Source organism: Flavobacterium sp. ASW18X (assembly GCF_005144745.1).
In the GTDB taxonomy this organism is placed as follows: domain Bacteria; phylum Bacteroidota; class Bacteroidia; order Flavobacteriales; family Flavobacteriaceae; genus Croceivirga.
This window is the reverse complement of record NZ_SWKK01000011.1, coordinates 174,864-189,608: the sequence shown is the minus strand read 5'-3', so window position 1 is coordinate 189,608 and position 14,745 is coordinate 174,864. Positions and strand designations below refer to the sequence as shown.

Below are 14,745 nucleotides of genomic sequence, written 5' to 3'. Positions count from 1 at the left end.
TTCTTTTTTCGACAGGGTGGTTTTTTTGATTCTTCCATAGATTGCTAAATATGATAACTTTTTTAGTCAACCTATTTCAGGACGATGCCTTATTTTATTATTATTGTAACGTTTTAATATATAATCAAACAACTTAATTTATTATGAAAAACTTATTATTTTCTTTAGTAGCAATACTAGGTATTACAATTGGCGCTAATGCACAAGACACTTCTTTTGGTGTAACTGCAGGTTTATTTAATGCAGATGCAACTGTAAAATTTGAAGGTGAAAAACAAGATGTAGATGGCAGTACAGGTTTCTACATTGGAGTAGTTGGTGATTTTTCCATCACTGAAAAATTTGGGATTAGACCAGAACTACTTTACGCCAATATAGATGAGAGTTCTGCTATTTTTATTCCAGTTATGGCTAAGATTTTTGTTGCCGATGGATTGCATTTTCAAGCAGGTCCTCAATTCGGTTTCTCTTTAGAAGACTTGCCAGAAGATGCTAGTGCATTTGATTTAGGATTAGGAGCAGGTTTGGGCTATGATTTCCCTTTTGGACTCTTTTTAGAAGGGAGATACACTTTCCAAGTTAACAATTCTTATTCGGGTGATTTAGACATTACTGCTAAGGGTAAATACTTAACTTTTGGTGTAGGTTATAAATTTTAAGATTGTTTTATTCTTAAGATTTATTTAATGTTGAATTATATACATTTGAAGCTTCAACAACAAACACTACATATTATGAAAAGACTTTTAATTACGTTGACCTTAGTTTTTGGTTTAGCCTTAACCGCTCAAGCGCAAAACTATAAAGGAGCTATTGGTTTAGGATTAGATTTAGGAGAAGGTTTTACCTTTGTTGGACCAAGTGGTAAGTACTTTTTTGATGAAAATAATGCAGGTCAATTTGATCTTGGTTTTGAAGATCAGGTAACTGCTTTAACTTTCTTGTATTCTTATCACGGTCAGTTTTCTGGTGCAGATGGTTTACAGTGGTTTGCAGGAGCAGGACCAAGCATTTGGTTAATTAAAGATTTTGACACACAATTCTCTTTAAGACCACATGTAGGTTTGGATTTTAAAATCCCTAATGTGCCTTTAGCTTTTTCTGGAAGTTGGAGACCTATCTTAGGATTGAGTGATGGTTTTGACGGAAACCGTTTTGAAGCTGGTGCGTTTGCTTTAGGCTTTAGATACGCTTTCAACTAATAAATTACATAATCAACAACTAAAAAGCAGTGCTTTGGCACTGCTTTTTTTGTTCTAAATTTTTTTAAAATCTAATTAGGGAAGGTGTCATTAAGAATATTCACCAAGTCTATGACCCACCATACCCCTAAACCTCCTAGGGTTAAGATAAATAAGATATTGTATCCTGTTGGTTTGCCAGCGTACCATCTATGTGCGGCAAAGAAACCTAAGAAAAACCATAGTGCAAGTGCTACCCATTTGTTGTAAGAAGCAGCAGCTACAGGAGTTTCTAAATCAGCCACGGCAACTTCAATTAATTCGTTACTTTCGTTGTTAGTTTGATGCCTTTTAACAGGAAAGGATGCAGAAACACTTGTTAGCATAAAAATCATGCATAAAAATGTAAAGAGGAATTTTAATTTCATAATACTAGTTTTTAATTAAATAAATGTACAGATTTCAGAATAACCTTTTAACGCTATTCATTTTATTGTGCGCTGTGAGCCTTTTACAGGCGCAAAAGCATGAATTTTTAGGAGTTTTAACCCTAAAAGATACAGTACACGTTGCCTACCGTTTACAATTAGAGCTTAAGGGAGAAAAAGTTTCAGGGTTTTCTGTTACAGATTTAGGTGGCGCTCACGAAACCAAATCTTATATTACTGGAAATTATTATTCAGAAAGTAATACACTAAAATTTCAAGAGTATGGTATAGAATACACCAAATCTGATGTAGATACCTATGATTTTTGCTTTGTGCATTTTTCTGGCAAAGTGAGTAGCTTACCTAAAGAGAATATTATTCAAGGTCAGTTTGTTGGTAGATATGATGATGGCTTTGCGTGCTTGGATGGGGAATTAAATGTAAAGTCTATAGCTAAGATTTATAACAAGGCTAAACGTATTGATAAAAAAATACAAAAGGCTAAAGTTGTGCCAGATAGTATTAAGGCAAAAACAAGTATGACGAAGACCATTGAAGAAAGACGGTTAAATATGCTTAAAGCCAACGAAAAAACCTCCATTTTTATAAATGCAAATAATCTGCACTTAACCATTTTTGATGCTGGTAAGATAGACGGTGATGTAATTAGTGTGTATGTAAATAATGAGCCGTTAGTTGTGAAGCATGTGGTTGGTAAGAAAAAAAGAATCTTTACCATTCCTCTTAAAGATAAAGTTACAACACTAAGAGTGGTAGCGGAGAACGAAGGTGAAATAGTGCCTAATACAGCTAAAATAGAAATAAGCGAAGGTTCCAAAAAAATTGATATGTTGAGTAACTTAAAAAAGGGAGAATCTACGCAACTTGTTATACATAAATTAGATAAATGAAATTAATTATCCTAAACGGACCTAATCTAAACTTGCTGGGCAAACGTGAGCCAGAAGTTTATGGTAGCAAAACATTTGAAGATTATTTTTCTGAACTTCAGTTTAAGTTTAAAAATACGCAATTGGAGTATTACCAGAGTAATATTGAGGGTGAGTTGATTAATAAAATACAAGAAGTTGGCTTTAGTTATGACGGCATTATTTTAAATGCTGCTGCGTATACGCACACTTCTGTTGGGATTGGGGATGCTATTAAAGCGATAGAAACACCGGTTATAGAGGTACATATCTCTAATACCTTTTCTAGGGAAGAATTTAGGCACCAATCCTTTATTTCTCCAGTGGCTAAAGGTGTAATTTTAGGCTTTGGACTGCAAAGCTATGATTTGGCTATACAAAGCTTTTTAGGTTAAATTACTTAAATACTTTTTGTCTACGTAGAAGGTTCCAAAAGGAAGTAGGGAGGCTACAAAAAAGATGAAAAAACGTTTAATACCCCATTTTTTCTCCCAGCAAAGAATCCCTGCCAAGACTACAAAAAGTATAAATAAAACACCATGTGCCATGCCAACAGGTTTGTTTGGACAGCCAAGGCCTGCCCAATATTTTAGAGGCATGGTAAATCCAAATATCGCTATGTAAGATATGCCTTCTAAAATGGCAGTAAGTCTAAAAAGTTTCAACATAAATTTTTGTAAAAGAAACCGCCAAAAACTAGGGTTGATGGCGGTTTAGTTTATATTACTTAAGTAGTACTATAAGTGGATGACTTCATCATAAGCGTCTGCAACAGCTTCCATAACAGCTTCACTCATAGTAGGGTGTGGATGCACCGCTTTTAAGATTTCGTGCCCAGTAGTTTCTAATTTTCTTGCTACAACAGCCTCTGCAATCATATCGGTAACCCCGGCTCCTATCATATGGCAGCCTAACCATTCACCATACTTCGCATCAAAAATCACTTTTACAAAGCCTTCAGAATTACCACCTGCTTTTGCTTTTCCACTGGCAGAGAATGGGAATTTACCCACCTTAATATCGTAACCTTCTTCTTTAGCTTTTTTCTCTGTTAAACCTACAGAAGCCACTTCTGGCATACAATACGTACAACCTGGAATGTTGCCATAGTCCAAGGCTTCTACATGCATGCCTGCTATTTTCTCTACACAAAGAATACCTTCTGCAGAAGCAACGTGTGCAAGTGCTGGTCCTGGGGTAACATCACCAATAGCGTAGTAGCCCGGAATGTTGGTTTGGTAAAAATCGTTTACCAATATTTTATCTCTATCAGTAGCAATACCTACATCTTCTAAACCTATGTTCTCTATGTTGGTTTTAATGCCTACTGCAGAGAGTACAATGTCTGCCTCTAAAACTTCTTCTCCTTTTGCAGTTTTTACGGTAGCTTTTACGCCTTCACCGCTAGTATCTACCTTGGTAACCTCTGCATTAGTTTTTATCTTAATACCTGCCTTTTTAAAGCTACGTTCTAATTGTTTAGAGATATCTTCATCTTCTACAGGAACCACATTTGGCATATATTCCACAACGGTTACTTCCGTACCAAGAGAATTGTATACGTAAGCAAATTCCATACCTATGGCACCACTACCAACAACAATTAACTTTTTAGGTTGTTTTTTTAGGGTCATTGCTTCACGGTAACCAATTACTTTTTTACCATCTTGCGGTAAGCTAGGCAATTCTCTGCTTCTGGCACCAGTAGCAACTATAATATGGTCTGCGCTATATTCTGCAGGGTCTCCGTTTGGGCCTTTTACTATCACTTTTTTGCCTGGCAATAATTTTCCGTAGCCGTTAAGAACTTCTATCTTGTTCTTTTTCATTAAAAACTGAACACCCTTAGACATACCGTTGGCAACATCTCTACTACGTTCTATTACCTTGTCAAAATCGTGCTCTACTTTTTTTGCACTTAAACCGTAGTCTTCTGCGTGCTTAAGATATTCAAATACCTGAGCGGATTTGATCAACGCTTTTGTTGGGATACAGCCCCAGTTTAAACAAACACCTCCAAGGCTTTCTTTTTCCACTATTGCGGTCTTTAAGCCTAGCTGTGAGGCACGGATTGCGGTAACGTAACCACCGGGTCCACTTCCCAAAACAATTACATCGAATTTGCTCATTATTTTTTCTTTTAGGTTTTGTATTTACAACGAGTGCAAAGATAGTGAACTCAACAAGATTTTGGTAGCCCAAAACCAAACCGCTTTTTTAGAAGTTAAGACATCAACCTATCATTAAATTCTTGTGTTTTTCCTTTAGCGATAGAAGGAGATATCCAAGCTTCTTTTTTAATTAGTTTTGCTAAATAAACCATTTGGCCTATATGATTGGCATAATGTGCTAATTGACGGTGAAACGCAGCTATTACTGTGTGTGGTTCTTTTCTGATGTAGATTAAACTATTAAAATTATCAGCATTCACCATTTCTAAAGCACCAAATAAACATGCCCAACCAGCATCCCATAATTGATGGAGTTCTTCTTTGGTTTGTGGTGGTGTTATAAATTCAGTATCCCTATTGCGCCAAGATTTTTCCCCATCTTCTGTAAAGAAATTAGTGAATCTACTGCGCATGTTGCCTGCCATATGTTTTATGATAATGGCAATGCTATTAGTACCAACATAAGGCTCCCATAATAATTCTTCTAGAGTTAAAACGGATAGTGTGTAATCTCCAAGTTTTTTATATCGTTTAAATTCAAATGTTAGACTATGGATAAATTCTTCATGACTCATCCGATAAATTTACCAAGTAATGGTCAAATAATTGCTTTATTTTTGTTTGGGTCAATGGTTTTCTTTCAAATCCTTGAACATCGCTGTATGTAGCTGCTTTTTTTTCATCTTCTGGATTTAAAGAAGTTGTAAGCATAACCACTACAGGAATTTGAAAATAATCTTCTGATGCTTGATATTCATCTAAAAATTCCCAGCCATTCATCCCAGGCATGTTGATGTCTAGGAAAATCATGTGTGGTAAAATGTTATTATTAGATTTTTTCAGGTATTCCAAAGCGTTTTCAGCACTAGTCATGGTTATCGTATCCTTAACCATTCCAGATTTGAGCAAAGCTCTTTTATTTAAAAAATTTGTGGGTGCGTCATCATCTATTAGCATAATAACATAAAGGTTGTCTGTACTCATGTCGTGGTTTTAAGTATGGTAAAAAAGAAGGTGCTGCCTTGTTTAGAGGCAGAGCTAACCCATATTTTTCCACCATGGATTTCTACTATTTTTTTGCAACTCGCTAGTCCAATTCCGGTGCCAGAATAGGTCTCTGAACTATGGAGACGCTGAAAAATACCAAAGATTTTTTCCTTATATTTTTCTTCTATACCTATGCCGTTATCCTTAACGGAAAACAGATAGTCCTGTGGTCTGTCTACACATTCTATGGTTATTTTAGGTGCTTGGTCTGCTCTTCTAAATTTTAAGGCGTTGCTTATTAAATTCTGAAATAGCTGCCTTAATGCATTTTCATTACCATATACCTTGGGAAGTTTTGCAATTTCTAAAAAAGCTGAACTTTGAGTGATTTTTACGTTTAAATCTACCAATACATGGTCTACAATTTGGTTTAAATCGCAATAGCTTTTTTCTAATGATTTATTAAACTTGGCATACTCCATTAAGTCACCTACCAAATTTCTCATACGGTTAGTGCTTGCAGAAATAAAGTCTAAATATGTTTTTGCTTCTTCTGGAAATTGACCTGAAAAATCTTCTTCTAAAATATTTACAAATGAGGATATGGTACGTAATGGCTCTTGCAAATCATGAGAGGCGATATACACCATATTTTTTAATTCTTGATTTTTCCCTTTCAGTGATTTATTCAGTTTTAAGATTTCTTCCTCTGCATTTTTAATACGTGTAATATCTATTTTTATAACCAAATATCTTTTAGGAACACCGTTGATGTCTTTAATTGGAATCACGGCAGCATTGGTCCAAAAGGTAGTAAGGTCTTTTCTCAGATTTTTAATTTCGTTTACCCAAATATGACCACTACGTACGGTTGCCCATAGCTGTTCAAAAAAGTAATGGTTATGATTATGCGCATCTAATCGTTGACTGTGCGTTGCTCCAATGAGTTCTTCTCTGCTATAACCAGACACTTGGCAAAGCATATCATTAGCATAGGTAATAACTCCTTCATTATCCATCACAGAAATCATGGCGACCTGATCTATGGCGTGTTGAAATTGTTCTAATTCTGAGTTGGAATTTTCTAAGGATTTTTGAAGTTTAATACGCGATTTATTGGTTTTGTTAATAAAATGATTGCTAATCATTAAAAAAGCAAAAGCAGCGGTAAGTAGAATGATGGTTAATAGAATGATTGCAAATTGAGGGTCTAAAAGATGGTTTTTTATTAAAAGTTGATGTAAAAAACTAACACCTAACGTAAATAGTATCATATACGGTGTAGTTCTTCTTAATATTTTGCTTCCTAAATTTTTACCATGGAATAATGCAGCTGGCCCCCAGGTCCTTTCTTGATAGAGATAAGATATAGCAATGGCTAAAAAGAAAAAGGCTGTGGAAAAAGCCATTGTTTCTAGAAAGGAAGTTCTATTTTCTCCTGGAATACCCAAAATTATGGAAATGATAGAGATGGAGGCTATGATGAATATACTTATGAATAAAAGCTGCGCAATTTTAGGACCTTTATTTTTAGTATGCCTTTTAAGTAGTATGGCAATTACTGATAATTGAAAACAAATTGCCGTACCCTTTGACATTTTACCAGGGTTTACGGTATTGTAATAATCTTTAGCAAAGACATTGTCTATTTCCAAGGGGAAACTAAAGTAGTAACTAGTAAGCGTGTAAAACGCAACGCTAAATACAAATAAACAAATTACAACAACAATAGCGTTGAATGGAGATTCTGCTTTTTCTTCCGATAGAATTAGTGCTACTAAAAGGCATAGAAAACAAAGAGCTGTATTGAATTTCATGGTATAATTATCCCCCGCATACCTAAGGATAAAATCAAATTGCAAAATCCAACCAAACAGTATAAAAACTAAAAAAAGCATGGCAATACCCATGCCTAAAATTTTGGCCTTTTCTTTTAAAAACGCTGCGGTCATTGGTTTTGAGTTAGATAAAACTATACTTATCTAACTCAAAAATACCAAGAATATTCTTACAAATGTTAAGGAAAATAAATAATTATTAGTGATTTTTTTGCTTCTTAAAATCCAAACTAACAGAATTTATGCAGTAGCGTTGTCCTGTAGTCTCTCTAGGGCCGTCATCAAATACATGCCCTAAGTGGCTACCGCAATTTGCACATAAGGTTTCGGTACGTAACATACCATGAGACGTATCTCTTTTGTACTCTATTGCACCTTCTATAGCTTGGTCAAAAGAAGGCCAGCCACAACCACTCTCAAATTTAGTGTTACTATGAAATAATTTAGCATTGCAGGCTTTACAATGGTAATCTCCTTTTTCAAAATGTAGGTTATACTCACCCGTAAAAGGTCTTTCTGTTCCTTTTTGGCGTAGCACATAATATTCTTCTGGACTTAGCTGCTCTTTCCACGCCGCATCAGATTTGTTTTTATCGCTTGTGCTCATATTACTGGTTTTCTACGTTTGGAATAAAATTTAAAGCTACGCCATTAATACAGTGCCTTTTACCAGTTGGTTCTGGGCCATCATCAAAAACATGTCCTAAATGCCCCCCACAGGTAGCACAATGCTCTTCTGTTCTGGCATAACCAATGTTATAGTCAACATCAAAAGCAACATTCCCTTCTATCTCTTGGTAAAAACTAGGCCATCCTGTTCCAGATTTATACTTGTGCTCGCTTTTAAACAAAGGAGTGCCACAAGCTGCACATACATAAGTGCCGGCCTCCTTATTAGTGAGTAAATCACTCGTAAAAGCTCTTTCTGTACCTGCTTTACGCAATACATAATACTCTAATTCTGTAAGTGTGGATTTCCACTCTGCATCAGACTTGGTAATTTCAAAGGTTTCTTCTTTTTTAGTTTCGGTCTTTTGAGAATTGCCCTTGCAAGAAGAGAACAAGACCATTAAAAGTATAGCAATATTTTTCCCCATCTTTTTTCTTTTTTGTCGATTAAATTAGGTTAACCTTTCAATTTTTAGGCTAAAATTAAAAAAACCGTAGCCAACAATACATTTGGACTACGGTGTCTATTTAACTAACTAAAGAAATTTAATTTAAACTTATTTTTTCTATGTTGCTTACGTCTAATTTTAAGTTGCTCATTACGGCGTTAAAATCATTTGCATTAAAATCAGCACTTTGTGCAAATTCTGCGGGTACCACAACAATGCGAAATAATTGATTATCTGTAAAGTCTATATCAATATTAGATAGGTCGTAATTGCCGTCAATAAAAATTTCAAAATCTACAAAAGTATGTGCAAATACATACTGTAACGTACCTTCTGCGGTAAAGAAGTTTTGCGGTATTTGGCTCCACGCACTTGCAGTAGAACCATCAGATAATTCTACCTCACCATCATAACGGTAAACTAAAACAGCATCGCTTTCAAAAACTTCTGTTATTCCAACCTCTTCAAAAGAAATGGGAGTAGAGGTCCATAAATTACCCTCTAAATAATCAAAGTTTATATTTTCTACTTCTACCACTTGGCCAAGTATGTTTACACCGTCTTCACCATCAAACCCGGGAGGTCCTTGCGGGCCTTCTGGTCCTTCACAGGCAACAACAATGGCTAAAACGGCTAATCCTAAAAGTGTTTTTAATTTTGTCATGTTCAATGGTTTTTATGATTTTTTGCTTTCTAAATAATCTTCTAGAGGGTTAAATCAAAAAGCGTTCCAAAAATAATCTAAATACTTTATGCGGTAAGATTAAGATTACTTGCTCAAAGTTGTTTAATATTGTATTAACCCTTTACAGTAGCATATGGCCAACGTTATACCGCATAGTTTCTTTACTGAGTTTGATATTAATCTTTTTAAAGCAGGTAAACACTTTAGGTTGTACCATAAATTAGGTTCCCATATTACAGAGGTAGATGGCGTAAAAGGAGTATATTTTGCGGTTTGGGCACCCTCTGCAAAGCAGGTTTCTGTGGTAGGTGATTTTAATCAGTGGAATGCAGATGAACACCAGCTTTTAGTACGTTGGGATAGTAGTGGCATTTGGGAAGGCTTTATACCTAACGTGGAACACGGAGCTATTTACAAGTATAAAATAGCTTCTCACCATGATGGTATATTTACAGAAAAGGCAGACCCTTTTGCACGGTATTGTGAACATCCCCCTAAAACCGCATCCGTAGTTTGGAATGCAGCTTATCAATGGAAAGACCAGAATTGGATGGATACCAGGGAAACACACAATAGTCTGGATCAACCCTATTCGGTTTACGAGGTGCATTTAGGCTCTTGGAAAAAGAAAGGAGATAATCAATTTTTGAGTTATACCGAACTCGCAAATGATTTGGTTGCTTACGTAAAGGAAATGGGTTTTACCCATGTAGAGTTTATGCCCATAATGGAATATCCTTTTGATCCCTCTTGGGGGTATCAGTTAACAGGATATTTTGCACCCACTTCTAGATTTGGAACGCCAGAGGAATTCAAATATTTGGTAGATGCATTTCATAATGCAGGGATTGGAGTAATCCTAGACTGGGTTCCTTCTCATTTTCCAGAAGATGCACACGGTTTAGGTTATTTTGATGGATCTCATTTGTATGAACATCCAGATAGGCGTAAGGGCTATCACCCAGATTGGAAAAGCCTCATATTTAATTACAGTCGTAATGAAGTACGTGCATTCTTGATTAGTAATGCCATTTTTTGGTTAGATCAATACCACATAGACGGCTTACGCGTAGATGCCGTAGCATCTATGCTGTATTTAGATTATTCTAGAGAAGATGGGGAGTGGGAACCAAATATGTATGGCAATAATGAGTATTTAGAGGCAATCTCTTTTATAAGAGAAATGAATACAGAAGTGTATGCCAGTTTTAAAGGAGTACAGACCATAGCAGAAGAATCTACAGCTTTCACAGGTGTTTCTAAACCCGTACATTTTGGAGGACTTGGGTTTGGTATGAAATGGATGATGGGGTGGATGCATGATACCTTGGAATATTTTAAAAAAGAACCAGTACATAGAAAATACCATCAAAATGACCTTACGTTTAGCATGACGTATGCCTTTACGGAAAATTTTATGTTACCTTTTTCTCATGATGAGGTGGTATACGGAAAAAATTCTTTAATCTACCGTATGCCTGGTGATGAATGGCAGCGTTTTGCAAACTTACGCTTGCTTTTTGGTTATATGTTTACCCACCCTGGAGCTAACTTAATTTTTATGGGGGGTGAGTTTGGGCAAACATCTGAATGGAATTTTCAGCAAAGTTTGGATTGGCACCTTACCCAATTCGGCTTTCACAATGGAATACAAAAACTGATTAAAGACTTAAATAAACTGTATAGAACCGAGCCTGCATTGTATCAAAAACAATTTAGTCCAGATGGATTTGAATGGATAGAATGGAATGATGCAGAAAACTCTGTAATCTCTTACATCAGAAAAGGGGAGCAACCCAAGGACGATGTTATTGTCATTGGTAATTTTACACCAGTTCCAAGAGAAGATTATAGAGTAGGGGTTCCAACAGGATCTAAACTCAATCTGCTATTTACAAGTGATGCAACAGAATATGGAGGTAGTGGAATGGGTACTAAGACCATAAAACCAAGCAAAAAGGCATGGAATGGCAGACCAAATTCGGTAGTGCTAACATTGCCACCGCTGGGGATTTTGGTCTATAAAAGGTAAAACATTAACTAATAACGTTTTAATCACGGACCAATTCAGTTATGGACTTCCAAAAATCAATGGAATGTCCTTTTTTTGTTAGTCTAAAATCATACATACTATGATTACCAATACAGAAATCGAAAGACGGGGAAATCAGTTTCCAAACAATGTTGTTGACTTTAAGCACGACAACGAAAAAGTATGGATTACCACACACAATGGGGTAATACTAGAAATTACAATCATGAGAGATTCCATGGTTCGGTTTAGGTACGCCACTGAGCACGCGTTTGAACCAGATTTTTCTTATGCCATTAGTGCAGACGTAAATACAGGATACAATTCTTTAACAGTTAAAGAAGAGATTCCAGAGTTTGTTATAAAAACTTCTAAAATCATCATTTACGTCCAAAAAAAAGATTTAAAAGTACAAATAACAGATTTAGAGGGTACTGTTATTAATGAAGACGATTTAGGTTTTCACTGGGAAGAAAACTTTGATTACGGTGGTAACATTGTAAAAATGACCAAGGTTACGCAATCTGGTGAAAGTTTTTATGGTATGGGAGACAAAGCTTCACATACCAATCTAAAAGGGAAAAGAGTTTCTAATTGGGTTACAGATTCTTATGCCTACGGTAAGGATCAATCACCACTTTATAAGGCCATTCCTTTTTATGTGGGCTTGCATAATGAAAAAGCATACGGAATATTCTTTGATAATTCCTTCGGGACTTATTTTGACTTTGCACACGAACGCAGAAATCTTACCAGTTTTTGGGCAGATGGTGGAGAAATGAATTATTATTTCTTTTATGGTCCAAAAATTTCGCAAGTAGTAGAAGCGTATACAGATTTAACGGGAGTGCCAGAATTACCACCCATGTGGGCGTTAGGCTTTCATCAATCAAAATGGAGCTATTATCCAGAAAAAAAAGTAAAAGATATTGCCGCCAAGTTTAGAAAACTAAGAATACCCTGCGACGCTATTTACCTAGATATTGATTATATGGAAGGGTTTAGGTGTTTTACCTGGGATAATAAAAAGTTTCCGGACCCTAAACGGATGATAGACGAGTTAGAGGCAGATGGTTTTAAAACCGTAACTATGATAGACCCTGGCTTAAAAATAGACCGGGATTATTGGGTCTATCAACAAGCTATGGACAATGATTTTTTCTGTAAACGAGCAGATGGGCCACATTTTAAAGGAAAGGTTTGGCCAGGAGATTGTAAGTTTCCAGATTTTACAGATCCTAAAGTAAGAGAATGGTGGGCTACATTGTATAAAGAAATGATTTCTGAAATGGGTGTGCATGGTGTATGGAATGATATGAATGAGCCTGCAATTATGGAAGTGCCTACCAAAACAGCTAACCTAGATGTAAGACACAATTATGACGGGCATCCTTGTAGCCATAGAAAAGCACATAATGTGTATGGTATGCAGATGGTGCGTGCTACCTATAACGGAGTTAAAAAATATACATTCCCTAAGCGACCTTTTGTATTGACAAGAGCGGCATACTCTGGCACACAAAGATATTGTGCAACTTGGACAGGAGATAACGTAGCTACATGGGAGCATTTATGGATTGCAAACGTGCAAATGCAGCGTATGTGTATGAGTGGCTATTCTTTTGTAGGGTCAGATATTGGTGGTTTTGCCGAACAGCCTAACGGAGAATTGTTTGCGCGCTGGGTACAATTAGGAGTTTTTCATCCGTTTTGTAGGGTGCATTCTAGTGGAGACCATGGGGACCAAGAACCTTGGTCTTTTGGCAAAGAAATTACCGATATTGTTCGTAAGTTTATAGAACTTCGGTATGAGCTATTACCATACTTATACACAGCTTTTTATAAATACGTAGAAGACGGTGTTCCCATGCTTCAATCTTTAGTGTATTTTGACCAAGCGGACACACAAACTCATTTTAGAACAGACGAGTTTATTTTTGGGGAACAAATTTTAGTTTGTCCTGTACAAGAACCCAATTCTCAAGGGCGCAGAATGTACGTGCCAAAAGGGAAATGGTATAATTATTGGACAGATGAACTTGTGGAAGGCGGTGTAGAAAGATGGGTGTCTGCTCCACTAGATAAAATTCCACTCTTTATCAAAGAAGGCGCAATGATTCCCAAATATCCTGTACAACAATATGTTGGTGAAAAGGAATTGGTTGAGTTAAAGATAGATGTTTACTTTAAAGAAGGTAAAGAAGATTCTGTAATTTATGAAGACCAGCAAGAAGGTTTCGATTATAAAAAAGGAAGATACAGTTTGCGCAACTTTAGACTTTTAGGTAAGCCTAATGAATTAATTATACAACAGTTTAAGGATGGCACCTATACTACTAGTTATGAAACGTTTAAAATACAATTTCATGGGTTGCCATTTAAAATAGAAACTATAGAGATAGATAATGAAGAAGTAACTTTTGAATCGGTTAAGTTTGATGGTAATAGAACTATTGAAGTTAGCAAGGACATTACTGCCATACACTTAATCGGTAAATAAAAAGTTGTATTTTACGATTTAAACACAATTACCATTATGAGAAAGTTAGGATTATCCCTTTTGGTTTTTTTAGGCGTAGTAGCGTGTAAAACCAATCCATTTACAGGGCAAAGGACGTTGAACTTTTATGGCAATCAGCAAATTTTCCCCATGGCTTTTGCACAGTACGATCAGTTCTTATCAGAGAACAACGTGATTACAGGTACTACAGAAGCACAAATGATTACAAATGTTGGTCAGCGTATTGCAACCGCTGCAGAACGTTGGTTAGACGCCAATGGATTTCCCGGATATTTAAATGATTACAAATGGGAGTATAATCTGGTTAAAGATGAAACGGTGAATGCGTGGTGTATGCCAGGTGGTAAAATTGTTTTTTACACAGGTATTTTACCAATTTGCCAAGGTGAAGCTGGTATTGCAGTGGTTATGGGTCACGAGGTTGCACACGCCTTAGCGGACCATGGAGCACAACGTATGAGTGCGGGTACCCTACAACAAATTGGTGCAGTTGCTGGTAATGTGGCTATCCAAGACCCTCAGAAAAGAAATATGTTTAATCAGGCATACGGTATTGGTTCTCAGTTAGGGGTTATGTTGCCATTTAGCAGAAGTCATGAAACGGAAGCTGATAAAATTGGTCTTCAGATTATGGCTATTGCAGGGTATAATCCAGATGAGGCCGCTGAGCTTTGGAAGCGTATGAAGGCAAATAGTGGGGGGCAGGCGCCACCAGAATTTATGAGTACACACCCGTCTAATGACACTAGGATTAACAATCTTACGTCGTGGGCACCAGAAGCTAAGCAAGAAGCAGCCAAGTTTGGGGTTACTTCTTTTAAGTAAAAAAAAATAGATTTAGTATATTGAAAGCTG

16 protein-coding genes are annotated in these 14,745 nt (G+C 36.3%); 7 read left to right on the top strand and 9 right to left on the bottom strand.

The window, feature by feature from the left end; translation table 11 throughout:
• Positions 1-143: 143 nt before the first annotated feature.
• The gene (locus FBT53_RS08975) at positions 144-659 is read left to right on the top strand and encodes a porin family protein (RefSeq protein ID WP_136950839.1); all 516 of its coding nucleotides are present in this window, start codon (positions 144-146) and stop codon (positions 657-659) included.
• A gap of 75 nt (positions 660-734) precedes the next feature.
• A complete protein-coding gene (locus FBT53_RS08970) occupies positions 735-1,202 on the top strand; it encodes a hypothetical protein (protein ID WP_136950838.1) in 468 nt (155 codons plus the stop codon).
• 71 nt (positions 1,203-1,273) lie between these two features.
• Here the strand turns inward: FBT53_RS08970 and FBT53_RS08965 are convergent, their stop codons facing one another.
• The gene (locus FBT53_RS08965) at positions 1,274-1,609 is read right to left on the bottom strand and encodes a TM2 domain-containing protein (RefSeq protein WP_240729797.1); all 336 of its coding nucleotides are present in this window, start codon (positions 1,607-1,609) and stop codon (positions 1,274-1,276) included.
• Positions 1,610-1,632: 23 nt separating this feature from the next.
• On the opposite strand from FBT53_RS08965, the gene FBT53_RS08960 reads away from it, so the two are divergent.
• Both FBT53_RS08960 and aroQ read left to right on the top strand, forming a co-directional pair.
• Positions 1,633-2,520 carry a hypothetical protein gene (locus FBT53_RS08960; RefSeq protein ID WP_136950837.1) on the top strand — a complete coding sequence of 296 codons (888 nt, stop codon included), beginning with the start codon at positions 1,633-1,635 and terminating at the stop codon, positions 2,518-2,520.
• The gene (gene aroQ, locus FBT53_RS08955; protein WP_136950836.1) at positions 2,517-2,933 is read left to right on the top strand and encodes a type II 3-dehydroquinate dehydratase; all 417 of its coding nucleotides are present in this window, start codon (positions 2,517-2,519) and stop codon (positions 2,931-2,933) included. Before FBT53_RS08960 ends, aroQ begins: the two co-directional genes overlap by 4 nt.
• Here aroQ and FBT53_RS08950 read toward each other — a convergent pair.
• The 8 genes from FBT53_RS08950 to FBT53_RS08915 all read right to left on the bottom strand — a co-directional run bounded on the left by FBT53_RS08950 (position 2,925) and on the right by FBT53_RS08915 (position 9,316).
• On the bottom strand, positions 2,925-3,206 hold the full coding sequence (locus FBT53_RS08950) for a DUF3817 domain-containing protein (RefSeq protein WP_136950835.1): 282 nt from the start codon (positions 3,204-3,206) through the stop codon (positions 2,925-2,927). The genes aroQ and FBT53_RS08950 overlap by 9 nt on opposite strands.
• A gap of 69 nt (positions 3,207-3,275) precedes the next feature.
• The gene (gene lpdA / locus FBT53_RS08945; RefSeq protein WP_136950834.1) at positions 3,276-4,667 is read right to left on the bottom strand and encodes a dihydrolipoyl dehydrogenase; all 1,392 of its coding nucleotides are present in this window, start codon (positions 4,665-4,667) and stop codon (positions 3,276-3,278) included.
• A gap of 95 nt (positions 4,668-4,762) precedes the next feature.
• Complete coding sequence (locus FBT53_RS08940) at positions 4,763-5,284, bottom strand: DUF1572 family protein (RefSeq protein WP_136950833.1); 522 nt, start codon at positions 5,282-5,284, stop codon at positions 4,763-4,765.
• Entirely contained in the window at positions 5,274-5,693 is a 420-nt protein-coding gene (locus FBT53_RS08935) for a response regulator (RefSeq protein WP_136950832.1), read from the bottom strand. Before FBT53_RS08935 ends, FBT53_RS08940 begins: the two co-directional genes overlap by 11 nt.
• Positions 5,690-7,648, bottom strand: a complete 1,959-nt coding sequence (locus tag FBT53_RS08930; protein WP_136950831.1) for an ATP-binding protein — start codon at positions 7,646-7,648, stop codon at positions 5,690-5,692. Before FBT53_RS08930 ends, FBT53_RS08935 begins: the two co-directional genes overlap by 4 nt.
• 85 nt (positions 7,649-7,733) lie before the next feature.
• Entirely contained in the window at positions 7,734-8,141 is a 408-nt protein-coding gene (gene msrB / locus FBT53_RS08925; protein ID WP_136950830.1) for a peptide-methionine (R)-S-oxide reductase MsrB, read from the bottom strand.
• Between the two features lies 1 nt (position 8,142).
• A complete protein-coding gene (gene msrB, locus FBT53_RS08920; RefSeq protein ID WP_136950829.1) occupies positions 8,143-8,631 on the bottom strand; it encodes a peptide-methionine (R)-S-oxide reductase MsrB in 489 nt (162 codons plus the stop codon).
• Positions 8,632-8,749: 118 nt separating this feature from the next.
• Entirely contained in the window at positions 8,750-9,316 is a 567-nt protein-coding gene (locus FBT53_RS08915) for a collagen-like protein (RefSeq protein WP_136950828.1), read from the bottom strand.
• A gap of 154 nt (positions 9,317-9,470) precedes the next feature.
• On the opposite strand from FBT53_RS08915, the gene glgB reads away from it, so the two are divergent.
• From glgB to FBT53_RS08900, 3 genes are all read left to right on the top strand, one after another.
• A complete protein-coding gene (gene glgB, locus FBT53_RS08910; protein WP_136950827.1) occupies positions 9,471-11,369 on the top strand; it encodes a 1,4-alpha-glucan branching protein GlgB in 1,899 nt (632 codons plus the stop codon).
• A 100-nt stretch (positions 11,370-11,469) separates the two neighbouring features.
• Positions 11,470-13,869 carry a glycoside hydrolase family 31 protein gene (locus FBT53_RS08905; RefSeq protein WP_136950826.1) on the top strand — a complete coding sequence of 800 codons (2,400 nt, stop codon included), beginning with the start codon at positions 11,470-11,472 and terminating at the stop codon, positions 13,867-13,869.
• A 36-nt stretch (positions 13,870-13,905) separates the two neighbouring features.
• Complete coding sequence (locus tag FBT53_RS08900; protein WP_136950825.1) at positions 13,906-14,715, top strand: M48 family metallopeptidase; 810 nt, start codon at positions 13,906-13,908, stop codon at positions 14,713-14,715.
• The last annotated feature ends 30 nt before the right edge of the window (positions 14,716-14,745 follow it).